Source organism: Arenibacter sp. 6A1 (assembly GCF_012272855.1).
GTDB lineage: Bacteria > Bacteroidota > Bacteroidia > Flavobacteriales > Flavobacteriaceae > Arenibacter.
In genome coordinates this window covers 1-26,509 of sequence record NZ_JAAXCQ010000027.1, presented here as the reverse complement: position 1 = coordinate 26,509, position 26,509 = coordinate 1, and the positions used below count along the sequence as shown (strand labels likewise).

The window sequence follows — 26,509 nt, the reverse complement described above, 5'->3', positions numbered from 1 at the left end:
ACTAAGATGAGTCAAAAAATTAGAATCAAATTAAAGTCATACGACCATAACTTGGTAGATAAATCTGCTGAGAAAATCGTAAAAACGGTAAAGAGTACCGGTGCAGTAGTAACCGGACCAATTCCTTTGCCAACACATAAAAAAATATTTACAGTTTTGCGTTCTCCGCACGTAAATAAGAAAGCAAGAGAGCAGTTTCAGTTAAGTTCTTATAAGAGACTTTTAGATATTTATAGCTCTTCTTCAAAAACTATTGATGCTTTAATGAAATTAGAGCTTCCTAGTGGTGTAGAAGTTGAGATAAAAGTTTAACTTTGCAAAATCTTTTGCCAATTATTGTGGTGAAGAACATGTCCTGAGCGTTTCGCGAGGGAAAAACGGAAAAAATAAATTCAGGGTCAGTTTATTTTTGGGCCCTGTTTTTTTTTAAACTAAATAGTAATCAATTAATTAATTATAAATATGTCTGGGTTAATAGGTAGAAAAGTAGGTATGACCAGCATTTTCGACGAAAATGGAAAGAACATTCCATGTACGGTAATCGAAGCTGGACCATGCGTAATTACCCAAGTCAGAACCGAAGAGGTCGACGGGTACAGTGCCCTTCAGCTTGGTTTCGATGACAAGGCAGAAAAACGTGCAAACAAAGCGGCTACAGGTCACTTTAAAAAAGCAGGTGCTTCTCCTAAGAAAAAGGTCATGGAATTCCAAGGTTGGGAAGGTGAATTTAAATTGGGAGACACTTTGGGTGTTGACTTGTTTGTAGAAGGAGAATTTGTAGATGTTATTGGAACATCTAAAGGTAAAGGTTTTCAGGGTGTTGTTAAGAGACATGGCTTCGGTGGTGTTGGACAAGCAACTCATGGTCAACATAACCGTTTAAGAGCTCCAGGTTCTATTGGTGCGGCTTCATATCCTGCAAGAGTATTCAAGGGAATGAAGATGGCAGGTAGAATGGGTGGCGATAAAGTTACCGTACAAAACCTAAAAGTTTTAAAAATTGTTCCAGAAAAAAATCTTTTAGTAGTAAAAGGTTGTGTACCGGGACATAAGAACGCTTACGTAACTATTGAGAAGTAATGAAGGTAGCAGTTTTAGATATTAAGGGAAAAGAAACAGGCAGAGAGGTTGAGCTTTCTGATGCTGTATTCGCAATAGAGCCAAACAATCATGCTGTATATTTGGATGTTAAACAATATTTAGCACACCAAAGACAAGGAACGCACAAAGCTAAAGAGCGTGCCGAAATAGCAGGTAGTACAAGAAAAATCAAGAAGCAAAAAGGAACAGGTACTGCTCGTGCGGGTAGTATTAAGTCTCCTGTGTTCAGAGGTGGTGGTCGTATTTTTGGGCCTAGACCAAAGGATTACAAGCAGAAATTGAACAAAAACGTTAAGCGTTTAGCTAGAAGATCTGCTTTGACATTGAAGTCTAACGAGAAAGCCATTATGGTTGTTGAAAACTTCAATTTTGAAGCTCCAAAAACAAAAGAATTTAAAGATATTTTGAAGTCTTTAGGGCTTGAGAACAAAAAGTCTTTAATTGTATTGGGTGACGCGAATAATAACGTATATTTGTCTTCACGTAATTTGCAAAATTCTGAAGTTGTAACTAACGCAGAATTAAGTACTTACAAAATTTTAAATGCTAACAATGTTGTGTTGTTAGAGGGTTCTTTGGAAGGAATCGAATCGAACTTAATTAAATAAGCGGACCATGAGTGTGTTGATAAAGCCAATTATTACGGAAAAAATGACTGCAGATAGCGAGTTGTATAATCGTTATGGTTTTTTTGTTAACCCTAAGGCTAACAAAATCCAGATAAAAGAAGCAGTAGAGGCAACTTATGGCGTTTCTGTCGATAAAGTTCGAACTATGAATTATGGTCCTTCGCGTAAATCGCGCTACACTAAAACAGGTGTACAGCACGGAAAGACAAGTGGTTACAAAAAAGCCATTGTTGATGTCGCAGAAGGAGAAAATATTGATTTTTACAGTAATCTATAAAGACAAAAAATGTCAGTTAGAAAATTAAAACCAATCACTCCAGGGCAGCGTTTTAGAGTAGTTAACGGATTTGACGCCATTACTACTGATAAGCCGGAAAAAAGCTTGCTTGCTCCGATAAAAAAATCTGGAGGTAGAAACAGTCAAGGAAAAATGACGATACGCCAAAAAGGTGGAGGTCATAAGAGAAGGTATCGTGTAATCGATTTCAAAAGGGATAAACAAGATGTTGTTGCAACCGTTGAGTCGATTCAGTACGATCCAAACAGAACAGCTTTTATAGCTTTATTGGCGTATGCTGATGGCGAAAAGAAATACATTATTGCTTTAAACGGTTTACAAGTTGGGCAAGAGTTGATTTCTGGAGCTAATGCTGCACCGGAAATCGGGAATGCGCTTCCTTTGGGTAATATGCCGTTAGGTACTATTATTTCTGGAATTGAGTTGCGTCCTGGACAAGGAGCTGTTATGGCTCGTAGTGCGGGTACTTTTGCTCAGTTAATGGCTAAGGATGGAAAGTTTGTTACTATCAAATTGCCATCAGGTGAAACCAGATTGGTTTTGGCTGATTGTATGGCTACTGTAGGTGCTGTGTCTAACCACGATCACCAATTGTTGGTGTCTGGTAAGGCTGGTAGAAGCAGATGGTTAGGTAGAAGACCAAGAACAAGACCGGTAGCGATGAACCCTGTCGATCACCCAATGGGTGGTGGTGAAGGTAGAGCTTCAGGAGGTCACCCAAGATCTAGAAACGGAATTCCTGCTAAAGGATTTAGAACCCGTTCCAAGACTAAGAGTACAAACAAGTATATTTTAGAACGTAGAAAGAAATAAAAAGTAGAAAGAAATGGCACGTTCATTAAAGAAAGGACCTTACGTTCACTATAGTTTGGATAAAAAAGTCCAGCAAAATGTTGAATCTGGGAAAAAGGCAGTCATCAAGACTTGGTCTAGAGCTTCTATGATAACTCCTGATTTTGTAGGACAGACTATAGCAGTTCACAATGGGAAACAATTTGTACCTGTTTTTGTAACTGAGAACATGGTAGGTCACAAGTTAGGTGAATTTTCTCCTACACGATCTTTTAGAGGTCATGCAGGTGCAAAAAATAAAGGTAAAAAGTAGTAAGCTATGGGAGTTCGAAAAAAACAAATGGCCGAAAGAATAAAGGCAGAAAAGCAGCAAATAGCGTTTGCAAAATTAAATAATTGCCCTACTTCTCCTAGAAAAATGCGCTTGGTGGCGGATTTAGTAAGAGGAGTGCAGGTAGAAAAAGCGCTTGCTATTTTAAAATTCAATTCAAAAGAGGCTTCTCGTCGTATAGAAAAGTTGTTGTTATCTGCAATAGCTAACTGGCAGGCAAAAAATGAGGATGCTAGCATTGAAGAAGCTGAACTTTTTGTTAAGGAGATTAGAGTGGATGGTGGAAGTATGTTGAAAAGACTTCGTCCAGCGCCACAAGGAAGAGCACATAGAATTAGAAAACGTTCCAACCATGTTACCTTGGTTTTGGGATCTAACAATAACACACAAAGCTAGAGCATTTAGTATGGGACAGAAAACAAATCCAATCGGAAATCGTCTAGGAATTATCAGAGGATGGGAATCTAACTGGTACGGTGGAAACGATTATGGCGATAAGCTTGCCGAAGACGATAAGATCAGAAAATATGTTCATGCACGTTTGGCCAAGGCTAGTGTGTCTAGAATCATTATTGAGCGTACTCTTAAGTTAATCACTGTAACAATTACTACTGCCAGACCAGGTATTATCATTGGTAAAGGAGGTCAGGAAGTAGATAAGTTGAAAGAAGAGCTTAAAAAAATTACAGATAAGGAAGTTCAGATCAACATCTTTGAGATCAAAAGACCTGAATTGGATGCAAACCTTGTTGCTGCTAGTATAGCGCGTCAGATCGAAAGTAGAATTTCTTTCAGAAGAGCTATTAAAATGGCGATCGCTGCAGCGATGAGAATGAATGCTGAAGGTATCAAGGTTCAAATCTCTGGAAGATTGAACGGGGCAGAAATGGCGAGGTCTGAGGCTTATAAGGATGGACGTATTCCATTATCAACTTTTAGGGCAGATATCGATTACGCTTTGCATGAAGCACATACTACTTATGGAAGATTAGGTATTAAAGTATGGATCATGAAAGGTGAAGTCTATGGAAAAAGAGAACTTTCTCCCTTAGTTGGAATGGCAAAAAGCCAAACTGGAAAAAGTGGTAAACAAGACGGACCAAAGAAACAACGTCGTAGAAAGTAATTTTTTAAAGAAGGAAAGAAATGTTACAGCCAAAAAGAACTAAGTTTCGCAAAATGCAGAAGGGTCGTATGAAAGGGATCTCTGGTAGAGGTCATCAACTTTCAAACGGTATGTTTGGTATCAAATCTTTGGATACCTCTTTTATAACATCGCGCCAAATAGAAGCAGCTCGTATTGCGGCAACTAGATACATGAAAAGAGAAGGGCAGTTATGGATTAAAATATTCCCGGACAAGCCTATCACTAAGAAGCCTTTAGAGGTACGTATGGGTAAAGGTAAAGGAGCACCGGAATATTTCGTTGCTGTTGTGTTGCCAGGTAGAGTGTTGTTCGAGATTGCTGGTGTATCTATTGATATTGCAAAAGAGGCATTGCGTCTTGCAGCTCAGAAACTACCGGTAAAAACTAAATTTATTATTGCTAGGGACTATTCTGCTTAATATAATTGCAAGGAATCATGAAACAATCAGAAATAAAAGAATTATCAGTTGAAGGGTTAAACGAAAAGGTTGCTGAATTTAAAAAACAGTATGCCGATTTAAAATTAGCTCACTCTGTAACACCATTGGAAAATCCTTTGCTTATCAGAAAAGTGAGAAGAACCGTGGCTAGATTAGCAACTGAATTAACAAAAAGGGAATTACAATAATCGGTTCTGCTTTATGGAAAAAAGGAATTTAAGAAAAGAGAGAATAGGGGTTGTAACTAGCAACAAAATGGAGAAATCAGTAGTGGTTTCAGAAGTTAAACGTGTGAAGCACCCTATGTACGGAAAGTTCGTGTTAAAGACAAAGAAATATGTTGCGCACGATGAAAAGAACGATTGCAATATTGGCGATACTGTAAAAATAATGGAGACGCGTCCATTGAGTAAGACCAAGTGTTGGAGGTTAGTGGAAATCATTGAAAGAGCTAAATAATTATGTTACAGCAAGAATCTAGACTAAAAGTAGCGGACAATACGGGGGCAAAAGAAGTTTTGACCATTCGTGTGCTAGGAGGTACAAAAAGGAGATATGCTTCTGTTGGGGATAAAATAGTAGTGACCGTTAAGGAAGCTACTCCAAACGGAGCTGTCAAAAAAGGTGCAGTTTCCACGGCAGTTGTTGTAAGGACAAAAAAAGAAGTTAGAAGACAGGATGGCTCTTACATTCGATTCGATGATAATGCTTGTGTACTTTTAAACCCTGCTGGGGAAATGAGAGGTTCACGTGTTTTTGGACCTGTGGCCAGAGAACTTCGTGATAAGCAATTCATGAAAATTGTATCTTTGGCTCCAGAGGTGCTTTAATAAAATTAGCAAAATGAAAAAACTGAAAATAAAAACAGGGGATACTGTTAGAATTATTGCCGGAGATCACAAAGGGGTCGAAGGCAAAGTTGTAAGTGTTGACCGTGAAAAAAACAAGGCGATTGTGGAAGGGGCTAATATGGTCTCTAAACACCAAAAGCCAAGTGCGAGCAACCCTCAAGGAGGAATCGTAAAAAAAGAGGCAGCTTTACATATATCTAATTTAGCATTGATCGACGCAAAGTCGGGAGATACTACAAGAGTTGGGTACGAAGTGAAGGATGGTAAGAAAGTACGAGTTTCTAAGAAATCTAAAGAAGTAATTTAGTTATGGCTTACGTTCCAAGATTAAAACAGGAATATAAAGAGAGAGTAGTAATAGCTCTTAAGGAGGAGTTTGGTTACAAGAATGTAATGCAGGTTCCTAAATTAGAAAAAATTGTTGTTAGTAGAGGTGTTGGTGCTGCAGTAGCAGACAAAAAACTTATCGACCATGCGGTAGACGAGCTTACATTGATCACCGGACAAAGAGCAATTTCAACAATGTCTAAAAAGGATGTTGCTGCATTTAAATTGCGTAAAGGGATGCCGATTGGGGCAAAAGTTACTTTGCGTGGAGAAAGAATGTACGAATTCTTAGACAGATTGGTGACTAGTGCATTGCCTAGAGTAAGAGATTTCCAAGGAATTAAGGCTACTGGCTTTGACGGAAGAGGGAATTATAGTCTTGGTATTACGGAGCAAATCATATTTCCAGAAATAAACATTGATAAAATTAATAGAATCAATGGAATGGATATTACATTTGTAACTTCTGCGGATACAGACAAGGAAGCAAAATCATTATTAACTGAATTAGGACTACCTTTTAAAAAGAATTAGTATGGCTAAAGAATCGATGAAGGCCCGTGAGGTCAAAAGAGCAAAGACTGTAGCTAAATATGCTGAGAAGAGAAAAGCTTTGAAAGAGGCTGGGGACTATGAAGGGCTACAAAGATTGCCAAAGAATGCTTCTCCTGTTCGTATGCATAACCGTTGTAAGCTAACGGGAAGACCAAGAGGGTACATGAGAACCTTTGGTATTTCTAGGGTTACTTTCAGAGAAATGGCCAACAATGGTCTGATCCCTGGAGTTACTAAAGCAAGCTGGTAATAAAAATTAATATCAACTGGTTTCAGGTTTAGCCAAAATGGTTAAAAACCGTTACCGCAATTCTATAATTATGTTTACAGATCCAATTTCGGATTATTTAACAAGAATTAGAAACGCAAGTCGTGCCGGCCATAGGGTGGTAGAGATCCCAGCGTCTAATTTAAAGAAAGAAATTACTAAAATATTATTCGATCAAGGATATATTTTAAGCTACAAATTCGAAGATAACGCGGTTCAAGGCTCTATTAAAATAGCCTTGAAATACGATAAGTTCACAAAAGAGCCGGTTATAAGAAAAATTCAACGTGTAAGTAAGCCAGGTCTAAGGAAATATGCTAGCTCAACCGAGTTGCCACGAGTTCTTAATGGTTTAGGAATCGCGATCGTATCTACTTCCCATGGTGTTATGACAAGCAAGCAGGCTAGATTAGAGAATGCAGGTGGAGAAGTATTATGTTATGTTTATTAATACTATAAAGAGTTAGAAGAATGTCTAGAACAGGTAATAATCCGATAGCAATTCCAGAAGGAGTAACCGTAGCGGTGAAGGAAGATGTTATTACTGTAAAAGGTAAGTTGGGAGAACTCTCTCAAGAATTTTCTGGAGCAAACGTAAAGGTTGAGGACGGACAGATATATGTAACAAGACCGTCTGATTCTAAGGATCACAAAGCAAGACATGGTCTTTACAGATCTTTGATCTTTAATATGGTCGAAGGTGTTTCTAAAGGTTGGGTAAAAGAATTGGAATTGGTTGGGGTAGGATACCGTGCCAGCAACCAAGGACAAAAGTTAGACCTTGCTTTAGGATTTTCGCACAATATCATTATTGAATTGGCTCCGGAAGTAAAAGTAGAGACAACGTCAGATAAAGGAAAGAATCCAATTATAAAGCTAAGTTCACATGATAAGCAATTAGTGGGTCAAATAGCTGCTAAAATTAGAGCTTTCCGTAAGCCAGAGCCTTACAAAGGAAAAGGAATTAAGTTTGTTGGTGAACAATTAAGAAGAAAAGCTGGTAAATCAGCTTAATAAATAGCATTATGGGATTATCGAAGACTGAAAGAAGACAACGTATCAGAAGGAGAATTAGAAAAGTATCCTCAGGTACTGCAGAAAGGCCAAGACTTGCTGTTTTTAGAAGTAATAGTGAAATATACGCTCAAATTATCGATGATGTTGCAGGAACCACTTTGGTTGCTGCTTCCTCGAGAGATAAAGCGTTAGCTGACGCTAAAGGAACTAAAACAGAAGTTGCTAACTTAGTAGGTAAAGCTATTGCCGATAAGGCAAAAGAAGCTGGTATCGAAGCTGTGGCTTTTGATAGAGGTGGTAACTTATACCACGGTAGAGTAAAATCATTAGCCGAAGGCGCTAGGGAAGCAGGATTAAAATTCTAAGAAAATTATGTATCAGAAATACAAAAACGTAGAGACTGTTAAGCCGGGAGGTTTAGAATTAAAAGATAGATTGGTAGGGGTACAACGCGTTACCAAAGTAACAAAAGGTGGTAGAGCGTTCGGATTTTCTGCAATCGTGGTTGTAGGTGATGAGAACGGCGTAGTAGGTCAAGGTTTAGGTAAGTCTAAGGAAGTTGCTACTGCAATTGCCAAGGCGATCGAAGATGCTAAAAAGAATCTTATTAGAATTCCGCTTAACAAAGGAACTTTGCCGCACGAACAAAAAGGGAAATTCGGTGGAGCTAGAGTTTATATCCAGCCTGCATCGCACGGTACCGGAGTAATTGCAGGTGGTGCAGTTAGATCAGTATTGGAAGCAGTAGGTGTTAGTGATGTATTATCTAAATCTCAAGGTTCTTCCAACCCGCACAACGTAGTGAAGGCTACATTTGATGCTCTTTTACAACTTAGAGATGCCAAGACGATTTCAAATCAGAGAGGTATTTCTTTAGAAAAAGTTTTTAAAGGATAAAACCAGGAATAAAATGGGAAAGATAAAAGTTAAACAGGTTAAGAGTGGTATTAAAAGAACTCTAAGACAAAAGAGAACTCTTGAAGCTCTTGGTTTACACAGGATAGGTCAGGTCGTAGAACATGAGTCTACACCAAATATTCTTGGTATGGTAAATAAAGTTAAACACTTAGTTTCTACAGAAGAAGCTTAATATAAAAGTAGTGTTATGAATTTAAGTAATTTAAAACCGGCAGAAGGCTCTATTCAGAGAGCTGGAAAGATAATCGGTAGAGGTCAAGGATCCGGTAAGGGTGGTACCGCTGCTAGAGGTCATAAAGGAGCTAAATCAAGATCTGGGTATTCTAAGAAATTAGGTTTCGAAGGTGGTCAAATGCCATTGCAGAGACGTGTACCTAAGTTTGGTTTTACCAATATTAACAGAAAAGAATACGCAGGAGTTAACTTGAACAAATTACAGGAATTGGTAGACAAAGGTGCTATCAAGGATGTAGTGACTTTGGAGACTCTTGTTGAAAACAGATTGGTAGGTAAAAACGATTTGGTAAAGATTCTTGGAAGTGGTGAATTGAAAGCTACATTAAAAGTTTCTGTACATAAATTTACAGCTACTGCAAAAGCTGCTATTGAAGCTGCAGGTGGTGAGGCTATAAGTTTATAAGCAAAAGAATACTATGAAGAAATTTTTCGAGACATTTTCAAATATTTGGAAAATAGAAGAACTTAAGGGTAGGATCATCGTTACCCTTGGGTTGCTTTTAGTGTACCGTTTCGGTGCACAAATAGCACTCCCAGGTATCGATTCTACTCAGTTAGGAGCTTTGGCTTCCAATACGGATAGCGGTATCTTGGGTATCTTAAATGCATTTACAGGCGGGGCATTGTCAAATGCTTCCGTTTTTGCATTGGGTATTATGCCCTATATTTCTGCTTCCATTGTAGTTCAATTAATGGGAATTGCTATACCTTATCTGCAGAAATTGCAGAAGGAAGGCGAAAGTGGAAGGAAAACCATCAACCAAATCACAAGATGGTTGACAATAGGGATTTGTATCGTTCAAGCACCCGCTTATTTATATAGTTTAGGTGCTTTAGGTGTTCCTGAAAGTGCCTTTGTATTTGGTAAAGGTCTAGATTTTATCGTTCCATCCGTTATTATATTAGTTGCAGGTACTATATTTGCAATGTGGTTGGGAGAAAAAATTACGGACAAGGGTATTGGTAATGGTATTTCCTTATTGATTATGGTGGGGATTATCGCGAATATGCCTCAAAATTTTGTTCAAGAATTTATATCGAGAACGGCTAATAATAGCGGTGGGCTTATGTTTATGCTTATCGAGGTTATTATCTGGTTCGCGGTTATTTTAATGTGTGTATTGTTGGTGATGGCAACACGTCAGATACCAGTGCAGTACGCAAGAAGGACGGCTTCTGGAGGCTATGAGAAAAATATCATGGGGTCCAGACAATATATTCCTTTAAAATTAAATGCATCTGGGGTTATGCCTATTATCTTTGCACAAGCCATTATGTTCGCTCCCGGGTTACTAGGGAAAACGTTCAATAATACGGCAGTTGGGCAATGGATGGAAGTTCAGTTTCAAGATATATTTGGACTGGCCTATAACTTGTTATTTGCATTTTTGATTATTGTCTTTACTTATTTTTATACGGCGATTACAGTGCCGACGAATAAGATGGCCGATGATTTAAAGAGAAGTGGTGGTTTTATTCCAGGGATTAGACCTGGGAAGGAAACAGGAGATTTCTTAGATAAGATAATGTCTTTAATTACTTTGCCTGGTTCTGTATTCTTGGCCATTCTTGCAGTATTGCCTGCAGTGATTGTTAAGCTTATGGATGTACAAGCCGGATGGGCATTGTTCTACGGTGGTACTTCCCTACTGATTTTGGTAGGTGTAGCTATTGATACCGTTCAGCAAGTAAATTCTTATTTGTTGAATAGACATTATGATGGATTAATGAAAACTGGTAAAAACAGAAAGGTAGCATAGATTATGGCTAAACAGGCAGCGATAGAGCAGGATGGGAGCATAATTGAAGCATTGTCAAATGCAATGTTCCGAGTGGAGTTGGAAAATGGCCACGTGGTAACGGCGCATATATCTGGAAAGATGAGAATGCACTATATTAAATTGCTTCCAGGAGACAAGGTGAAATTGGAAATGAGTCCGTACGATTTAAGTAAAGCAAGAATTACATATAGATATTAAGCAAATAGGATGAAAGTTAGAGCATCAATTAAGAAAAGAAGTGCCGAGTGCAAGATTGTGCGTAGAAAAGGCAGATTGTACGTAATTAATAAAAAGAATCCTAGATTTAAACAAAGACAAGGGTAATTATGGCAAGAATTGCAGGTGTAGATATACCAAAACAGAAAAGAGGGGTTATAGCCCTAACCTATATCTTCGGAATAGGAAATAGCAGGGCAAAAGAATTATTAGCTACAGCCCAAGTGAGTGAGGATACCAAGGTTTCTGACTGGAATGATGATGAAATAGCCCGTATTCGTGAGGCAGTTTCTGGTTTGACCATTGAAGGAGAATTGCGTTCTGAGAACCAATTGAACATTAAGCGATTAATGGATATTGGATGTTATAGAGGAATTCGTCATAGATCTGGTTTACCTTTAAGAGGTCAAAGAACTAAGAACAACTCTAGAACAAGAAAAGGTAAAAGGAAAACAGTTGCTAACAAGAAGAAGGCAACTAAATAATAAGTAAGATATTATGGCAAAGGCAAATGCAAAAGCAGTAAAGAAGCGTAAGGTTATAGTTGAGTCAGTGGGTGAAGCCCATGTAACTGCTTCTTTTAATAATATTATTATTTCTTTAACCAATAAGAAGGGCGATGTTATCTCTTGGTCATCTGCAGGTAAGATGGGCTTTAGAGGTTCTAAAAAGAACACTCCTTATGCAGCTCAAGTAGCTTCTGAGGATTGTGCTAAAGTTGCTCATGAGGCTGGTTTAAGAAAAGTGAAAGTTTATGTAAAAGGACCAGGAAACGGTAGAGAATCTGCTATCCGTGCTATACATAATTCAGGAATTGAGGTTACCGAAATTATCGATATTACCCCAATGCCACACAACGGATGTAGACCTCCGAAAAGAAGAAGAGTTTAAGAATTAGTTAATCAAAAAACCCATATAAGGGTGTTTCAAAGGAAGTGTAGTTACGATTATCGAAGGATAAGCCTTAATTCATGATCACACTTCCAAATTTTTTAAGAAAATGGCAAGATATACAGGACCCAAAACTAAAATCGCCCGTAAATTCGGTGAAGCGATTTTCGGAGATGATAAATCTTTTGAAAAAAGAAATTATCCTCCGGGACAACACGGTAACGCAAAGCGTCGTGGAAAACAATCTGAATATGCAATCCAGTTAATGGAAAAGCAAAAAGCAAAATATACCTATGGTATTTTGGAAAAGCAGTTCAGAAACATATTTGCAAAAGCAAATAGTAGTAAAGCGGTAACCGGTGAGGTTTTACTTCAACTGTGTGAGTCTCGTTTAGATAACGTGGTTTACCGTATGGGATTATCTAATTCTAGAAGTGGGGCAAGACAATTAGTGTCTCACAGACATATCACTGTAAATGGTGAATTAGTAAATATTCCTTCTTATACGCTTAAGGCTGGTGATGTTGTAGGTGTAAGAGAAAAATCAAAATCTTTGACAGCAATCGCTGATGCATTGGCTTCTAATAGCAGTGTCTATGAGTGGATTACTTGGAATTCTGAAAAAATGGAAGGTACTTTTGTTGCCGTTCCTGAAAGATTGCAAATTCCAGAGAATATAAAAGAACAATTAATAGTCGAGTTATACTCTAAATAAAAACAACACTGATCCAGTTATGGCATTATTAAATTTTCAGAAGCCCGATAAAGTTATAATGATTGATTCCTCCGACTTCGAAGGTAAATTCGAATTTCGTCCGTTGGAACCAGGTTATGGCCTAACCGTTGGGAACGCATTAAGAAGAGTATTGCTTTCGTCCTTGGAAGGTTTTGCTATCACTTCTGTTAGAATTGATAAGGTAGAACATGAATTTTCTGTGATTCCCGGTGTTGTTGAAGATGTTACCGAAATCATCCTAAACCTAAAACAGGTTCGTTTCAAAAGACAAATAGAAGATGTTGATAGTGAAACAGTTTCTATTACAGTTAGTGGAAAGGAACAATTGACAGCAGGTGATTTTCAAAAATTTATTTCGGGATATCAAGTATTAAATCCAGATTTGGTTATTTGTAACATGGATCCCAAGGTTAGTATTAACATGGAGATTGTTATTGATAAAGGTAGAGGTTATGTGCCTGCAGAAGAGAATAAAAAATCTAATGCATCTATAGGGACTATAGCCGTCGATTCTATCTTTACCCCAATCAAAAATGTAAAGTACAGCATTGAGAACTTCCGTGTAGAACAAAAGACCGATTATGAAAAATTGGTATTTGAGATCGTTACAGATGGTTCTATTCATCCTAAAGAAGCTTTAACTGAAGGAGCAAAGGTGTTAATTCACCATTTTATGTTGTTTTCTGATGAGCGTATTACGCTTGAAGCAGATGAAATTGCTCAGACAGAAACCTATGATGAAGAATCATTGCATATGCGTCAGCTTTTGAAAACTAAATTGGTAGATATGGATCTTTCTGTAAGAGCTTTGAATTGCTTGAAAGCGGCAGAGGTTGATACTCTTGGAGATTTGGTTTCTTTCAACAAGAACGATTTAATGAAGTTTAGAAACTTTGGTAAAAAATCTTTAACGGAGTTAGAAGAATTGGTTATCAACAAAGGTTTAAGCTTTGGAATGGATTTGTCAAAATATAAATTGGATAAAGATTAATAGCGCTTCTTAAAAGTTGGAGAAACCACTACTGAGGGAAGTATATAGAATAGAACAATGAGACACGGTAAGAAAGTTAATCATTTAGGAAGAAAGGCAGCGCATAGAAAAGCTATGTTGGCAAATATGGCCTGTTCTTTAATTGAGCACAAGAGAATAAATACAACTGTTGCGAAAGCAAAAGCTTTAAAGCAGTTCGTAGAGCCTTTAATTACAAAATCGAAGGCAGAGAATAACCAATCTATTGAAAAGGGTACTCATAACAGACGTATTGTTTTTAGAAATCTTAGGGATAAATATGCGGTAACAGAGCTTTTTAGCACTGTAGCCGAAAAAGTTGCCGATAGACCAGGTGGTTATACAAGAATCATTAAACTAGGAAATCGTCTTGGGGATAATGCAGATATGGCTATGATCGAATTGGTAGATTTCAACGAAATCTACAATGCTGATAAGCCTAAGAAGCAAAAAACTACAAGAAGAGGAAAGGCTAAAAAAGCTGCTGATGCACCTAGTGTAGACACTGAAACTAAAGCTGATGATTCAGAATAGTAAAATTGTTATTAAATTTTAATAATTCGAAAAGGATAAGCCTAATAGCTTATCCTTTTTTTATGTTATTTTGTCAAAAAAAATTGGAACGTCAATAATGAAGTATCAAACAAGAAAAAAAGCAATTTTATTGCTGGCCGATGGAACTATTTTTCATGGTAAGGCCGTAGGGGATAAGGAGGGAACAGCCTTTGGAGAGGCTTGTTTCAATACAGGAATGACTGGTTACCAAGAGATATTTACAGATCCATCTTACTTTGGGCAATTAATGGTAACTACCAATGCACATATTGGGAATTATGGGGCTCATAACGAAGAAGTAGAGTCTGATTCTGTAAAAATAGCGGGATTAATTTGTAAGAACTTTAGCTACAACTATTCTAGGGTCGATGCTGATGAAAGTCTACAAGAATTTATGGAAAAAAGCAATTTATTTGCTATTTCAGATGTAGATACAAGAGCCTTAGTCGCCTATATTAGAGATAATGGAGCTATGAATGCCGTTATATCTACCGATGTGGATAATATAGAAGGATTAAAGAAAGAATTGGCAAAAGTACCTAGCATGGAAGGTTTGGAGCTTTCTTCAAAGGTATGTACTAAGGAACCATATTTCTATGGGGACAGTAATGCTAAATACAAGATATCTGCCTTGGATATCGGGATAAAAAAGAATATTCTTAGAAACTTGGCGAAAAGGGATGCTTATATTCAAGTGTTTCCTTATGATGCCACTTATGAAGAATTGAATGCCTGGAATCCGGATGGTTTCTTTATATCTAACGGGCCTGGGGATCCAGATCCATTACACCAAGCCATTGCAACGGTAAAAGAAATTATTGCAGGAGACAAACCTTTGTTCGGAATTTGTTTAGGACATCAGGTGTTGGCACTTGCCAACGGGATTTCTACCTATAAAATGCACAATGGGCATCGCGGGATTAATCATCCGGTTATGAACCTTGTTACAGGGAAAGGTGAAATCACTTCTCAAAACCATGGTTTTGCCATCAATAGGGAAGAAGCAGAGGCCAATCCTAATATCGAAATAACACATCTACACCTGAATGACAATACAGTGGCAGGTATGAGGATGAAAAATAAGAATGTATTTTCGGTACAATATCACCCGGAAGCTAGTCCTGGACCACATGATGCAGACTATCTTTTTGATGAGTTCTTTGATATGATCAAATCTACGGCAAACTAAAACGTTGTAGTTTTAAATTATTGTTATCAAATCAGTATAAAATGCAATATTACTGAAGCTAAAACAGCTTGGTTTCGTATATTTGCACATTATTTTAACTAAATATAAAAGAAATATATATGAGTATTATCCTAAGTGTTCATGCGCGACAAATTTTAGATTCTAGAGGTAATCCAACTGTAGAGGTAGATGTTGTTACTGAGAATGGAGTTATGGGTAGAGCTGCAGTTCCTTCTGGGGCGTCTACTGGAGAACATGAGGCCGTAGAACTTCGTGATGGTGGAAAAACATTCATGGGCAAAGGAGTTACCCAAGCAGTGAATAACGTAAATACAGTAATTGCCGAAGAAATTTTGGGAATGAACGTATTCGAACAAAATTTGGTAGACCAAACCATGATCGAATTGGATGGTACTCCAAATAAATCAAAATTAGGAGCCAACGCTATTTTAGGGGTTTCTTTGGCCGTAGCCAAAGCAGCTGCGAACGAGTTGGGAATATCCTTGTTTAGATATGTAGGTGGTGTTAGTGCTAATACCTTGCCAGTTCCTATGATGAATATCATCAATGGTGGTTCGCATTCAGATGCTCCTATTGCTTTTCAGGAATTTATGGTAATGCCAGTGAAAGCAACTAGTTTTTCGCACGCCATGCAAATGGGGACCGAAATTTTCCATAACCTGAAGAAAGTATTGCACGACAGAGGTCTTAGTACTGCTGTAGGTGATGAAGGTGGATTTGCTCCAACTTTAGATGGTACTGAAGATGCTTTGGATACTATTGCTTTAGCCGTAGAAAAAGCAGGATACAAATTAGGAGATAATGTTATGATTGCCTTGGATTGTGCGGCAGCAGAATTCTATGTAGACGGTAAATACGATTATACCAAGTTTGAAGGAGATAAAGGAGCTGTGCGTACTTCAGAGGAGCAAGCTCAGTATTTGGCAGATTTAAGTGCTAAATATCCTATTGTTTCTATTGAAGATGGTATGGATGAAAACGATTGGGACGGTTGGAAATCTTTAACTGAAAAAATCGGAGATAGAGTTCAGTTGGTAGGAGATGATTTATTTGTTACCAATGTAGAGCGTTTGTCTAAAGGTATTAAAAATGGCATTGCCAATTCAATCCTTATTAAGGTAAACCAAATCGGAACTTTAACAGAGACAATTGCTGCGGTTAATATGGCGAAGAATGCAGGATATACTTCTGTAATGTCTCACCGTTCTGGTGAAACTGAAGACAATACTATTGCCGATTTGGCGGTAGCATTGAATACAGGGCAAATTAAAACAGGTTCTGCTTCTAGATCGGACAGAATGGCAAAATACAACCAATTGCTAAGAATTGAAGAAGAATTGGGAAGCGTTGCTTATTACCCACAAGAAAATGCTTTTAAAGTAAAGTAATTTTATAAATTTTATAATACTAAAAGCCGTTCCAAAAAAGAACGGCTTTTTTTTAAATAAACCGCACCTTAGTTTTCTTATAAAGAATTAATAATTAACTTAACCAACAATAGATTTCTAACCAAATTCTAGACCAATGAATAATTTTCTTTTTGTTGCCGCTGAAAATGATGGCATCGCCAGATGTAAAGCTGGTGGTATGGGAGATGTGGTTCGCGATGTGCCTCGCCAGATCTCGGAAAGAGGGGATAGAGTGCATATTGTTGTGCCTTCCTATTCTAGGCTGCATCAAAATGGTACCTTTAAAACGCATTTAAACATACAATTAAGAGGTACTACCTATACGGCAGAACTCTACGAAGTAATTCCAAAGAAGGAATATAAAAATGTACATCATTACGTTATTCATCATCCGGAAATAGAAGCCGGTGATATAGCGCATATTTATCACAACGATCCCAAAGAACCTTTCTATACCGATGCCATAAAATATATAATATTTTGTACGGCCGTGGCCGAGGCTATTAAAAAAGGAAGCTTCGGTAGGCTCGATATAGTTCACTTGCACGATTGGCATTCTAGTTTATTACTGTTTATAAAAACCTATCACCCGGCATATAGTGTTTTAAAACAGATTCGATTTGTATACACCATCCATAATTTGGCGATACAAGGGATTAGGCCTTTCGAGAATAATTATTCTTCTATTAAAAATTGGTTTCCAGAGATTCCTATAGATCATAGGGGATTGATGGATTATAGATATCAGGATTGTATTAACCTTATGGCGGTGGGGATACGCTTTGCCGATGCCGTACATACGGTATCGCCTTCTTACAAGGAAGATGTACTATTGCCCAGTAGGCCGCCCGAATTTATAGGCGGTGAGAATCTTGAAAGCGATTTGCAAAAAGCCAATAATGAAGGCCGTCTCTTTGGAGTGCTTAACGGTTCTAATTATGCTAATATAAGAGTAGCCGAAACGGGTAATATTTACAGGAATATAATTAAGGCCATTTTTATATGGTTACAAGAAGAATCAAAAAAATACAAGGCAGATTTTTTAGCGCATACCGGAGAAAAAGTTGTGGAGTTTTTGAAAGAACCACCTAGCTTTGTTGTTTCTAGTGTAGCGAGGTTAACGGAGCAAAAGTTTTATTTCTTTAAAAGATCGCCCGAATCCCTCATTACTATATTAGAACAATTGGAAAAAGTGAATGGGGTGTTTATGCTTTTAGGTACCGGAGACCCCGATTATGAAAAACTTTTTAGGGAAGTTAGTTATAACCATAAGAATTTTATTTTCATCAATGGCCAATCCGAGGATGTTATAGATTCACTTTATTTGGAGACCGATCTGTATATAATGCCTAGCCTATTTGAGCCATGTGGGATTAGTCAAATGTTGGCTATGAGAAATGGGCATCCTTGTTTGGTACATCAAACTGGGGGCTTAAAGGACACCGTGAAACATCTAAAAACCGGATTCTGTTTCGACGGAGATAGTTATGATGAGAAAATTAAAAATATGAACGAAGTACTGGCGCAGGTGCTCGATATTTTTACCAACGATAAGCCGCAATGGAAAAAAATACAGGACAATGCAAGGAAAATGCGGTTTACATGGGAGAAATCAGTAGATGATTATTATAAATTTCTATATTCTATTAATCCTTAAGTATAGGAATTTATGGAGTTTGCCAAAGATTTCATAATTATGAATAATTATAAAATCTTCCATTGGCAAGCTTATGTGTTTTTATTAAATTTACAAACAATCGAAATAAACAGTAAATTAAGAAATGTCAGATAAAGCAACATTAGAATACAACGGAAAAAGATTTGATTTTCCTGTTATTAAAGGGACGGAAGATGAACTGGCGATAGACATTAAAACAATGCGTGCTATCTCAGGAATGATAACAATAGATCCGGGATATAAAAATACAGGTTCTTGTGAAAGTGCCATCACATTTTTAGATGGTGAGAAGGGGATCTTAAGGTATCGTGGTTATTCTATCGAAGAGTTGGCAGAAAAGGCCGAATTCTTAGAAGTTGCTTATTTGTTGATTTTTGGACATTTACCGAACAAGGAAGAATTAGAGCGTTTTCATAACGATATAAAGGCCGAGTCTCATGTTGATGAGGAAATGAAAAAGATTTTGGACGGTTTTCCAAAATCGGCACACCCTATGGGAGTCCTTTCTTCCCTAACGAGCGCCTTGGTCGCTTTTAATCCTGGCTCTGTTAACGTATCTTCTGAAAAGGATATGTATTGGGCTATTGTTAAGATATTGGCAAAATTCCCAGTATTGGTAGCCTGGACCTTAAGAAAGAAAAAAGGCTTGCCATTAGATTATGGTGATGATTCTTTAGGGTATGTAGAGAACATTCATAAAATGATGTTCAAAAAACCTAACCATAAATACGAAAGCAATAAAATTGTTATCGATGCCTTGGATAAATTATTGATCTTACATGCAGATCACGAACAAAACTGTTCTACTTCTACGGTTCGTATTGTAGGTTCTTCACATGCAGGCTTATATGCTTCCTTGTCAGCAGGGATATCTGCACTTTGGGGGCCATTACATGGAGGCGCCAACCAGGCAGTTTTGGAAATGCTAGAAGCTATTGAGGCCGATGGTGGCGATACTAAAAAATATATGGCCAAGGCTAAGGATAAGAACGATCCGTTCCGTTTAATGGGCTTTGGACATAGAGTTTATAAGAACTTTGACCCAAGAGCTAAAATAATAAAGGTCGCAGCTGAAGAGGTGTTGGCCGATTTGGGAATAGACGATCCGATATTGGAAATCGCAAAAGGCTTGGCAAAAGAAGCTTTGGAAGATAAATATTTTGTAGACAGAAAACTGTACCCGAATGTAGATTTCTACTCAGGGATTATATACAGAGCGTTGGGTATTCCAACAGAAATGTTTACCGTAATGTTTGCATTGGGACGTTTGCCGGGTTGGATTGCGCAATGGAGAGAAATGCGTCTTAAAAGTGAGCCTATAGGGCGTCCACGACAGGTGTATATTGGGGAAAAACAAAGGCCTTTTGTCTGCCTTGAAAACCGATAGATAGGAATCATAAAATTAGCTGCCCCTTGTGTTATTTCACAAGGGGCAGTTTTTTTTGAGGGATAAGGAAGTATTTCTATATTTGTTTAAAAACTAACAGATGCTAAAGTTAAATGTTAAGGATGAAACATCTCGCCTAAAAGCTGTGGTGTTGGGGACGGCGCAAAGTAATGGGGCAGTACCTAAGCCGGAGGAGGCTTATGATCCAAAATCCTTGGAACATATTTTGGCAGGTACCTATCCCATGGAAGAGGATATGGTACATGAAATGGAAGCTTTTGCTACCGTTTTAAAAAAATATGGGGTAGAGGTTTTTAGACCGAAGCTCATAAAAGATTGCAATCAGATATTTTCTAGGGATATAGCCTTTGTGATCGATGATAAATTGATAAAAGCTAATATCTTGCCCGATAGGGAAATAGAGTTTCAGGCCATTAAGTATGTGTTGGAAAAAATAGAAGATAGTCAAATTATATATCCTCCAAAGGAGGTTCATATCGAAGGGGGTGATGTAATGCCTTGGAAAGACTATATTTTTATCGGCACCTATTCCGGGGAAGACTATACCGACTTAATAACAGCACGAACCAATAGGGCGGCAGTAGACTTTATAGCCAAAACCTTTCCTCATAAAAAAATAAAATCTTTCGAACTTCGGAAATCCAATACCAATGCAAAGGAGAATGCCTTGCATTTAGATTGTTGTTTTCAGCCAATAGGAACGGATATGGCTATCCTCCACAAAAATGGGTTTCTAGTGGCCGAAGAATACGAATGGTTACTTAATTATTTTGGCAAGGAGAATGTTTTTGAAATAACCAAAGATGAAATGTACAGCATGATGAGCAATGTATTTTCCATAGCTCCTGATGTAGTCGTTTCCGAACGTAATTTTACGCGATTAAATAATTGGCTTAGGGAGAAAGGATTAACCGTAGAGGAAATACCTTATGCGGAAATAGCCAAACAAGAAGGACTTCTGCGTTGTAGTACCTTGCCATTGGTTAGGGATTAGGCTGTTAATTTAAAAAATAAAGGTAGGAAACCTACTCCGGTTCTTAGGAGTAGACTAAGGGGATGATAAAATTCATTTCATCGTCATGTAATAAACGAGTTTCTAGGAATCCTGTAAGGATATAATAAAAAATAAAAATGCAAGTAACCAATACAATTTTAATGGTTCGTCCTGTGAATTTTCGCAAGAACGAACAGACGGCGGTAAATAATTATTTTCAGGAAGATCTGGATTTAAAGAACCAAGAAATCAATGCAAAGGCTCAGTCCGAATTTGATGCCCTAGTTACCAATTTAAGAGAAAAGGGAGTAAATGTTATAGTCGTGAATGATACCCTTGAAAACGATACCCCAGATTCCGTTTTTCCAAATAATTGGGTTTCCTTTCACGAAGATGGTACGGTGGCACTTTACCCAATGTTTGCTGAAAATAGGAGAAAGGAAAGACGAGAAGATATTTTGGAAACCCTAGAAGAGCGAGGGTTTGTAATCGATAGCGTGATGGATTACACCTCTGCTGAAGATTCTGAGTACTACTTAGAAGGAACCGGCAGTATTTTATTGGATAGGGTGAATCGAAAGGCCTATTGTGCACTATCGGCCAGAGCCGATGAAGAGCTGTTTATTGAGTTCTGTGAGGACTTTGAATATACACCTATCATTTTTACGGCTAACCAAACCGTAGGCGATGAACGACTTCCTATTTATCATACCAATGTTATGATGTGTTTAGGAGAAACCTTTGCCGTAATCTGTTTGGATACGATCGATGATAAAAAGGAGAAAAAGCATCTGGTTTCACAACTCAAAGAAGATGGAAAAGAAATTATAGCCATTACGGAGCAACAAATGCACCATTTTGCCGGAAATATGCTACAGGTAATGGGTATGGGTACTAAGCGATATTTAGTGATGAGTTCAGCTGCCTACAACAGTTTAACTCCGGTCCAGATAAAAAGTTTGGAGAAACACTGCGATATCGTTCATAGTTCCTTAGAAACCATAGAGACCTGTGGGGGAGGAAGTGCCCGATGTATGATGGCAGAAGTGTTTTTGCCTAAAAATTAATAAGGCTGTTACAGCTAATGAAAGCTCCATTTTAACTAAAAAATGGAGCTTTTTTATGTAATGGACAACATACGATTATAGTTGAAGTGAATACAGTATGGGTTTAATCGCAATTGTTTTTAGAAATCAGATCCTAAATGTTGCTTAGGTGTTGGCAATATTGCGGATCATTCCCCCAAAAATAAAATAATGAAAAGGGAGCATACTGTACCAGTACAAACGACCTCGAATACCCTTTGGTCTAAAAGTAGCGGTTTGGTATAGGGTGTTATCATCGGTTATTCTAAATTCTAGCCAAGCTTCGCCAGGAAGGCGCATTTCGGCAAACAGAAGCAACCTTTTGTGTTCCTTATCTGCCAAGAGAACACGCCAAAAATCCAAGGAATCTCCTGTGTATATTTTATCAGTATGGGTACGTCCTCTTCTCAAGCCTACGCCGCCACTGAGTTTGTCAAAAAAACCTCTAAGCTTCCAAAGCCAATTGGCATAAAACCAGCCCGTTTCTCCGCCTATTTTCCAGATGTTTTCCAATACCCTTTCGGGATTGTTAATTTTTATCTTTTTTTCGTCTTTTAAAACTCCAAATTTAGGTACTTGTATATGTTTTTTAAGGTCGGTATGGATACGGCCACTGATCATACTATCCTTCCAACTGCTAACCACCAAATTTTGTTCAATTTTATTGAACGCCATTTTAATAGCTTCTGCATAGGTGTGGGTCTTAACCCCTAATAACTGTTGCAGTCTGTTGTCTTTGGCCACCACTTCCATTTTCATACTGTCCACTAAATTCATGGCAAGTTTAAAGGAGGTAGAAGTGACAAAGTATAACCAATAAGACGATAGCTTAGGAGTCATAACGGGGACAGTATATATCCCTATACTAAATCCTCTTATTCTAGCATATTGTTGCAACATTGCTTTGTAGGTAAGTACTTCTGGTCCGCCTATGTCAAAAGAATCGTTATAGGTTTCTTCATGGCCGAGCACACCGGTTAAAAAACTCATAACATCTCGGATCGCAATAGGTTGGGTTTTGGTCAGTACCCATCTAGGGGTAATCATTAAAGGCAGTTTTTCGCATAGGTCCCTGATGATTTCAAAAGAAGAACTTCCTGAGCCAACTATTATTCCGGCCCTTAGAACGGTGAGGGCATAATTTCCCTGGTACAAAATGTCTTCTACATTTTTTCGGGAACGCAAATGCTTAGAGAGGTCTTTATCATTAACGATACCGCTGAGGTAAATAACCTGTTTGATATCGGTATCCTGCATATAGCGATTGAATGTTTTGGCAGAAACCGCCTCTTTCTCATCAAAATCACTGGTAGACGAACTCATAGAATGAATTAAATAGTAGGCAGCATCAATATCCTTCGGGATGCTATTGGCCCGGTAGTCTGCCAGAAAGTCGATTTCAATAATATCTATTGCGGCCAAAGTTTCTTGGTCGATAGAGAATCTTTTTTTATCCCGAACTGCACATACTACCTCATGGCCTAGGTCTAATAATAGAGGTAACAATCGCATTCCAATATATCCGTTGGCTCCAGTAAGTAATATTTTCATAATCTTAGATTAATTTCGAATCCATATATTAATGACCTTTTCAAATTTAAGGCGAATCAAAAGAGGCGCTCTAAAAAGATTTACTTGTTACAATTCTTCAAAGGAAGTAGGGGGGGGTATCGGATCTTATATCTATCAATTTACGAAAAAATAATTGAGCAGCTTTTGTGTCCGATAGAACCGTTATATAATAATGATCTTTATATAAGGTATAGTTTCCAAAAAAGGTTTTGTTCAGTCTAAGTTTATAATAAGGGATGGGTAGGGCATAGGTTTCTCTAAAGGCCCTAAAACAAATTATAATTCCTTTTGGTCTTAGGGTAATTGTGCAGTTTGTGGAAGAAGGATTTAAAATCAAAAAATTATGAATAGTGATACTTGCTTTCATAATCTCTAAAATTGGGGAAATAGTCCCTTCTAACTCAGCTCGCTTTTTTATAGAAAACGTTTGGCCTAATTGCGCATTGATCTTTTCTGTAACATCAACGGAATTATAGGAAAGGTTCAACAACATCGATTAAAAGAATTACGTGATACATTTAGGAAGATCTCCCCTAAAGTTAACGAAAACTATGGTCATTCTGGGTGAGTTGACTTTATATTGAGGGTAAAAGAATAAAAATTGCTTAGTTTTGCAACCTTAAACATCAAGATTTAATGAACATCCAAGAAGTCCTAACCACAAAGGTAAAAGAAGCAGTTAACTCTGTTTATAAGGTAGAATTACCAAGCGTTGAATTTCAACCCACAAGAAAGGATTTTGCAGGGGATATCACCGCTGTAATTTTTCCTATGTTGCGTTTTGTAAAAGGAAACCCGGTACAAATAGGAGAACAGATTGGCCAATTCTTAAAGGATAATGTGGCCGAAGTTGAAGATTTCAATGTAGTTAAAGGGTTTTTAAACATAACCATTAACGATAGTTTTTACCTGAATTTCTTTAACGGCATTAAGGACGTTTCGGACTATGGTTTCGTTTCTGCACAGGAGGATAATGCTATTATGGTAGAATATTCTTCTCCCAACACCAATAAACCATTGCATTTAGGACATGTTCGTAATAATTTGTTGGGATATTCAGTGGCGGAAATTATTAAGGCCTCTGGAAAAAAAGTGTATAAAACCCAAATAATTAACGATAGGGGGATACATATTTGCAAAAGTATGTTGGCCTGGCAGCGCTTTGGAAACGGAGAAACTCCAGAAAGCACAGGTTTAAAAGGCGATAAACTTGTAGGGAACTATTATGTAGCCTTTGACAAGGCCTATAAGGAAGAAATTGCGGCTATGATCGCTGATGGCGTAGATAAGAAAGTGGCAGAAAAAGAAGCTCCACTATTATTGGAAGCCCAAGAAATGCTCAGAAAATGGGAAGCTGGCGATGAAGAGGTGGTAAGTCTTTGGAAAAAGATGAACCAATGGGTGTACAATGGTTTTGAAGTAAGTTATAATAACCTGGGAGTAGATTTTGACCAGTATTATTATGAAAGTGATACCTATTTGTTAGGAAAGGATGTGGTAGAAGAGGGACTCGAAAAAGGAGTTTTTTATCGCAAGGAAGATAGTAGTGTGTGGATTGATTTGACTGAGGAAGGCCTAGATGAGAAAATTGTACTGAGGTCCGATGGTACCGCTGTATATATGACCCAGGATATCGGTACTGCCATACAACGAGTAAAAGACAATCCGGACATTGGTGGGATGGTTTATACTGTAGGTAACGAACAGGATTACCATTTTAAAGTATTGTTCCTGATCTTGAAAAAATTAGGGTTTGTATGGGCAGAGAAACTATACCATTTAAGTTATGGAATGGTCGATTTGCCTAGTGGAAAAATGAAAAGTAGGGAAGGTACCGTGGTAGATGCCGATGATTTGATGGAGGATATGACCCGTACGGCGGCAGAAATTTCCGAAGAATTGGGGAAACTAGACGATTATTCGGACGCAGAAAAACAGGAGTTGTATAAAATGATCGGTTTAGGGGCCCTAAAATATTACATCCTAAAGGTAGATCCTAAAAAACGAATTCTCTTTAATCCAGAAGAATCAGTAGATTTTCAAGGAAATACAGGTCCGTTTATTCAATATACCTATGCAAGGATACAGTCGATTATAAGAAAAGCAGATTTTGATTTTTCACAAGAAGTGTCCAATCAAGAATTGGGTCAGCTTCATGAAAAAGAAAAAGAATTGCTGAAACAACTAGAGCAGTATCCCGTAACGATACAATTGGCGGCAGAAAACTTTAGTCCGGCCCTTATAGCGAATTATACCTATGACCTGGTAAAAGAGTTTAATTCCTTCTATCAAAATGTATCTATTTTGGGAGAAACAGAAGCTTCTAAAAAAATCTTTAGGGTGCAATTGGCGAAAAAAGTGGGCGAAGTTATTCAATCTGCTTTTAGCCTTCTAGGAATCCAGGTGCCAGAAAGAATGTAATACACATCAATAACAGTTTTAAAGAGGGCATTTCTATGATTAGGGATGTCCTCTTTTTTTTTGTTCGAAAACTAATAATTTTTCGAGTAATGGAATTTTATTTATTCTTCCTAAATTCGTAAGCAGATTATATAAAAATACTATTACTTAAATTTTGTTGATTTGTTGAAAAGATTATTGATATTCGGATGTTGGTGCCTACCCTTTCTTCTAGTTTGGAGCAAGGCATGGGGACAAGAATATGATGGTCTTTCCGAGGAAGAAAAATGGGAGTTGCGCTTGCAGTCGCATTTACTTGTCGATATAAATAAAATTACGCCTTCCAATGTATCAATAGTGCTAGAGCGTAAAGCTCCATTAGCCCTGCTAGTCCATCAGGATACTAAAAGTCATGAGGAGCTGATAGCTACTATTAGTGCCCATCACAAGGACTTAGTGATATTGTACGATATGGAAGCTTATGAGGAGCTAGCGTCGAGCCATAACCTCATTAAAATCCCCAAGAATAAAATAGAAAGCCTAATTATAATTAGCCATCCCCCGTTTTTTTAATTGAGCATTAAATTGAGTTGCCCTATATTTTTTTCAGGTTCGGTATTTTGAATTTTCCATCTACTTTTTACCGGCATGAGT

The 26,509-nt window shown here is 37.7% G+C and carries 38 protein-coding genes; 37 read left to right on the top strand and 1 reads right to left on the bottom strand.

Annotation, left to right across the window (positions count from 1 at the left end):
- Window positions 1-6: 6 nt before the first annotated feature.
- The 35 genes from rpsJ (at window position 7) to ctlX (ending at window position 21,865) form a co-directional block, all read left to right on the top strand.
- On the top strand, window positions 7-312 hold the full coding sequence (gene rpsJ, locus HCG49_RS17705; protein ID WP_006988551.1) for a 30S ribosomal protein S10: 306 nt from the start codon (window positions 7-9) through the stop codon (window positions 310-312).
- A 150-nt stretch (window positions 313-462) separates the two neighbouring features.
- The gene (rplC, locus tag HCG49_RS17700) at window positions 463-1,080 is read left to right on the top strand and encodes a 50S ribosomal protein L3 (RefSeq protein WP_168470818.1); all 618 of its coding nucleotides are present in this window, start codon (window positions 463-465) and stop codon (window positions 1,078-1,080) included.
- Complete coding sequence (gene rplD / locus HCG49_RS17695) at window positions 1,080-1,709, top strand: 50S ribosomal protein L4 (RefSeq protein WP_168470817.1); 630 nt, start codon at window positions 1,080-1,082, stop codon at window positions 1,707-1,709. The genes rplC and rplD overlap by 1 nt, the downstream gene beginning before the upstream one ends.
- Window positions 1,710-1,716: 7 nt before the next feature.
- Window positions 1,717-2,007 carry a 50S ribosomal protein L23 gene (rplW, locus tag HCG49_RS17690; protein ID WP_168470816.1) on the top strand — a complete coding sequence of 97 codons (291 nt, stop codon included), beginning with the start codon at window positions 1,717-1,719 and terminating at the stop codon, window positions 2,005-2,007.
- A gap of 9 nt (window positions 2,008-2,016) precedes the next feature.
- Window positions 2,017-2,841 carry a 50S ribosomal protein L2 gene (rplB, locus tag HCG49_RS17685; RefSeq protein ID WP_168470815.1) on the top strand — a complete coding sequence of 275 codons (825 nt, stop codon included), beginning with the start codon at window positions 2,017-2,019 and terminating at the stop codon, window positions 2,839-2,841.
- Window positions 2,842-2,854: 13 nt separating this feature from the next.
- Window positions 2,855-3,133, top strand: coding sequence for a 30S ribosomal protein S19 (gene rpsS, locus HCG49_RS17680; RefSeq protein ID WP_026810026.1), 279 nt, complete (start codon window positions 2,855-2,857; stop codon window positions 3,131-3,133).
- 6 nt (window positions 3,134-3,139) lie between these two features.
- Window positions 3,140-3,547, top strand: a complete 408-nt coding sequence (gene rplV / locus HCG49_RS17675) for a 50S ribosomal protein L22 (protein ID WP_168470814.1) — start codon at window positions 3,140-3,142, stop codon at window positions 3,545-3,547.
- Between the two features lie 10 nt (window positions 3,548-3,557).
- The gene (rpsC, locus tag HCG49_RS17670; protein WP_168470813.1) at window positions 3,558-4,277 is read left to right on the top strand and encodes a 30S ribosomal protein S3; all 720 of its coding nucleotides are present in this window, start codon (window positions 3,558-3,560) and stop codon (window positions 4,275-4,277) included.
- Between the two features lie 20 nt (window positions 4,278-4,297).
- Window positions 4,298-4,717: a 50S ribosomal protein L16 gene (rplP, locus tag HCG49_RS17665; RefSeq protein WP_072763926.1), complete on the top strand. Its 420-nt coding sequence runs from the start codon at window positions 4,298-4,300 to the stop codon at window positions 4,715-4,717.
- 17 nt (window positions 4,718-4,734) lie between these two features.
- Window positions 4,735-4,926, top strand: a complete 192-nt coding sequence (rpmC, locus tag HCG49_RS17660) for a 50S ribosomal protein L29 (RefSeq protein ID WP_072763927.1) — start codon at window positions 4,735-4,737, stop codon at window positions 4,924-4,926.
- A gap of 13 nt (window positions 4,927-4,939) precedes the next feature.
- On the top strand, window positions 4,940-5,197 hold the full coding sequence (gene rpsQ / locus HCG49_RS17655) for a 30S ribosomal protein S17 (RefSeq protein ID WP_031445107.1): 258 nt from the start codon (window positions 4,940-4,942) through the stop codon (window positions 5,195-5,197).
- 2 nt (window positions 5,198-5,199) lie between these two features.
- Entirely contained in the window at window positions 5,200-5,568 is a 369-nt protein-coding gene (rplN, locus tag HCG49_RS17650; RefSeq protein WP_072763928.1) for a 50S ribosomal protein L14, read from the top strand.
- Between the two features lie 13 nt (window positions 5,569-5,581).
- Entirely contained in the window at window positions 5,582-5,896 is a 315-nt protein-coding gene (rplX, locus tag HCG49_RS17645; RefSeq protein ID WP_168470812.1) for a 50S ribosomal protein L24, read from the top strand.
- Window positions 5,897-5,898: 2 nt separating this feature from the next.
- A complete protein-coding gene (gene rplE, locus HCG49_RS17640) occupies window positions 5,899-6,450 on the top strand; it encodes a 50S ribosomal protein L5 (RefSeq protein WP_168470811.1) in 552 nt (183 codons plus the stop codon).
- A 1-nt stretch (window position 6,451) separates the two neighbouring features.
- Window positions 6,452-6,721, top strand: coding sequence for a 30S ribosomal protein S14 (gene rpsN, locus HCG49_RS17635; RefSeq protein WP_072763931.1), 270 nt, complete (start codon window positions 6,452-6,454; stop codon window positions 6,719-6,721).
- A gap of 70 nt (window positions 6,722-6,791) precedes the next feature.
- Entirely contained in the window at window positions 6,792-7,190 is a 399-nt protein-coding gene (gene rpsH, locus HCG49_RS17630; protein WP_072763977.1) for a 30S ribosomal protein S8, read from the top strand.
- A 20-nt stretch (window positions 7,191-7,210) separates the two neighbouring features.
- On the top strand, window positions 7,211-7,753 hold the full coding sequence (rplF, locus tag HCG49_RS17625; RefSeq protein ID WP_168470810.1) for a 50S ribosomal protein L6: 543 nt from the start codon (window positions 7,211-7,213) through the stop codon (window positions 7,751-7,753).
- Window positions 7,754-7,764: 11 nt separating this feature from the next.
- Window positions 7,765-8,121, top strand: coding sequence for a 50S ribosomal protein L18 (gene rplR / locus HCG49_RS17620; RefSeq protein WP_168470809.1), 357 nt, complete (start codon window positions 7,765-7,767; stop codon window positions 8,119-8,121).
- Window positions 8,122-8,128: 7 nt separating this feature from the next.
- Complete coding sequence (rpsE, locus tag HCG49_RS17615) at window positions 8,129-8,653, top strand: 30S ribosomal protein S5 (RefSeq protein ID WP_072763934.1); 525 nt, start codon at window positions 8,129-8,131, stop codon at window positions 8,651-8,653.
- Between the two features lie 13 nt (window positions 8,654-8,666).
- Window positions 8,667-8,846, top strand: a complete 180-nt coding sequence (gene rpmD, locus HCG49_RS17610) for a 50S ribosomal protein L30 (RefSeq protein WP_072763935.1) — start codon at window positions 8,667-8,669, stop codon at window positions 8,844-8,846.
- Window positions 8,847-8,861: 15 nt separating this feature from the next.
- Window positions 8,862-9,314 carry a 50S ribosomal protein L15 gene (rplO, locus tag HCG49_RS17605; RefSeq protein WP_072763936.1) on the top strand — a complete coding sequence of 151 codons (453 nt, stop codon included), beginning with the start codon at window positions 8,862-8,864 and terminating at the stop codon, window positions 9,312-9,314.
- 13 nt (window positions 9,315-9,327) lie between these two features.
- Entirely contained in the window at window positions 9,328-10,671 is a 1,344-nt protein-coding gene (secY, locus tag HCG49_RS17600; protein ID WP_072763937.1) for a preprotein translocase subunit SecY, read from the top strand.
- A gap of 3 nt (window positions 10,672-10,674) precedes the next feature.
- On the top strand, window positions 10,675-10,890 hold the full coding sequence (gene infA / locus HCG49_RS17595) for a translation initiation factor IF-1 (protein ID WP_013751343.1): 216 nt from the start codon (window positions 10,675-10,677) through the stop codon (window positions 10,888-10,890).
- A gap of 9 nt (window positions 10,891-10,899) precedes the next feature.
- On the top strand, window positions 10,900-11,016 hold the full coding sequence (ykgO, locus tag HCG49_RS17590; RefSeq protein ID WP_013621733.1) for a type B 50S ribosomal protein L36: 117 nt from the start codon (window positions 10,900-10,902) through the stop codon (window positions 11,014-11,016).
- Between the two features lie 2 nt (window positions 11,017-11,018).
- Entirely contained in the window at window positions 11,019-11,393 is a 375-nt protein-coding gene (gene rpsM, locus HCG49_RS17585; protein WP_072763938.1) for a 30S ribosomal protein S13, read from the top strand.
- A 13-nt stretch (window positions 11,394-11,406) separates the two neighbouring features.
- Entirely contained in the window at window positions 11,407-11,799 is a 393-nt protein-coding gene (rpsK, locus tag HCG49_RS17580) for a 30S ribosomal protein S11 (protein WP_072763939.1), read from the top strand.
- Between the two features lie 109 nt (window positions 11,800-11,908).
- Window positions 11,909-12,514 (top strand): 30S ribosomal protein S4, encoded by a 606-nt coding sequence (rpsD, locus tag HCG49_RS17575; protein ID WP_072763940.1) that lies wholly within the window; start codon window positions 11,909-11,911, stop codon window positions 12,512-12,514.
- A 19-nt stretch (window positions 12,515-12,533) separates the two neighbouring features.
- A complete protein-coding gene (locus HCG49_RS17570) occupies window positions 12,534-13,526 on the top strand; it encodes a DNA-directed RNA polymerase subunit alpha (protein WP_072763941.1) in 993 nt (330 codons plus the stop codon).
- 57 nt (window positions 13,527-13,583) lie between these two features.
- Entirely contained in the window at window positions 13,584-14,078 is a 495-nt protein-coding gene (gene rplQ, locus HCG49_RS17565; RefSeq protein ID WP_168470808.1) for a 50S ribosomal protein L17, read from the top strand.
- A 97-nt stretch (window positions 14,079-14,175) separates the two neighbouring features.
- On the top strand, window positions 14,176-15,288 hold the full coding sequence (gene carA, locus HCG49_RS17560) for a glutamine-hydrolyzing carbamoyl-phosphate synthase small subunit (protein ID WP_168470807.1): 1,113 nt from the start codon (window positions 14,176-14,178) through the stop codon (window positions 15,286-15,288).
- A 119-nt stretch (window positions 15,289-15,407) separates the two neighbouring features.
- Window positions 15,408-16,697 (top strand): phosphopyruvate hydratase, encoded by a 1,290-nt coding sequence (eno, locus tag HCG49_RS17555; RefSeq protein ID WP_168470806.1) that lies wholly within the window; start codon window positions 15,408-15,410, stop codon window positions 16,695-16,697.
- Window positions 16,698-16,833: 136 nt separating this feature from the next.
- The gene (locus HCG49_RS17550) at window positions 16,834-18,375 is read left to right on the top strand and encodes a glycogen synthase (RefSeq protein WP_168470805.1); all 1,542 of its coding nucleotides are present in this window, start codon (window positions 16,834-16,836) and stop codon (window positions 18,373-18,375) included.
- A 124-nt stretch (window positions 18,376-18,499) separates the two neighbouring features.
- Window positions 18,500-19,783, top strand: a complete 1,284-nt coding sequence (locus HCG49_RS17545; protein ID WP_168470804.1) for a citrate synthase — start codon at window positions 18,500-18,502, stop codon at window positions 19,781-19,783.
- Between the two features lie 100 nt (window positions 19,784-19,883).
- Complete coding sequence (locus HCG49_RS17540; RefSeq protein WP_168470803.1) at window positions 19,884-20,798, top strand: dimethylarginine dimethylaminohydrolase family protein; 915 nt, start codon at window positions 19,884-19,886, stop codon at window positions 20,796-20,798.
- 137 nt (window positions 20,799-20,935) lie between these two features.
- Window positions 20,936-21,865, top strand: coding sequence for a citrulline utilization hydrolase CtlX (gene ctlX, locus HCG49_RS17535; RefSeq protein WP_168470802.1), 930 nt, complete (start codon window positions 20,936-20,938; stop codon window positions 21,863-21,865).
- A gap of 144 nt (window positions 21,866-22,009) precedes the next feature.
- Here ctlX and HCG49_RS17530 read toward each other — a convergent pair whose 3' ends face one another.
- Window positions 22,010-23,434: an SDR family oxidoreductase gene (locus tag HCG49_RS17530; protein ID WP_168470801.1), complete on the bottom strand. Its 1,425-nt coding sequence runs from the start codon at window positions 23,432-23,434 to the stop codon at window positions 22,010-22,012.
- Between the two features lie 657 nt (window positions 23,435-24,091).
- On the opposite strand from HCG49_RS17530, the gene argS reads away from it, so the two are divergent.
- Both argS and HCG49_RS17520 read left to right on the top strand, forming a co-directional pair.
- Complete coding sequence (gene argS, locus HCG49_RS17525) at window positions 24,092-25,876, top strand: arginine--tRNA ligase (protein WP_168470800.1); 1,785 nt, start codon at window positions 24,092-24,094, stop codon at window positions 25,874-25,876.
- Between the two features lie 165 nt (window positions 25,877-26,041).
- On the top strand, window positions 26,042-26,428 hold the full coding sequence (locus HCG49_RS17520) for a hypothetical protein (RefSeq protein ID WP_205764435.1): 387 nt from the start codon (window positions 26,042-26,044) through the stop codon (window positions 26,426-26,428).
- The last annotated feature ends 81 nt before the right edge of the window (window positions 26,429-26,509 follow it).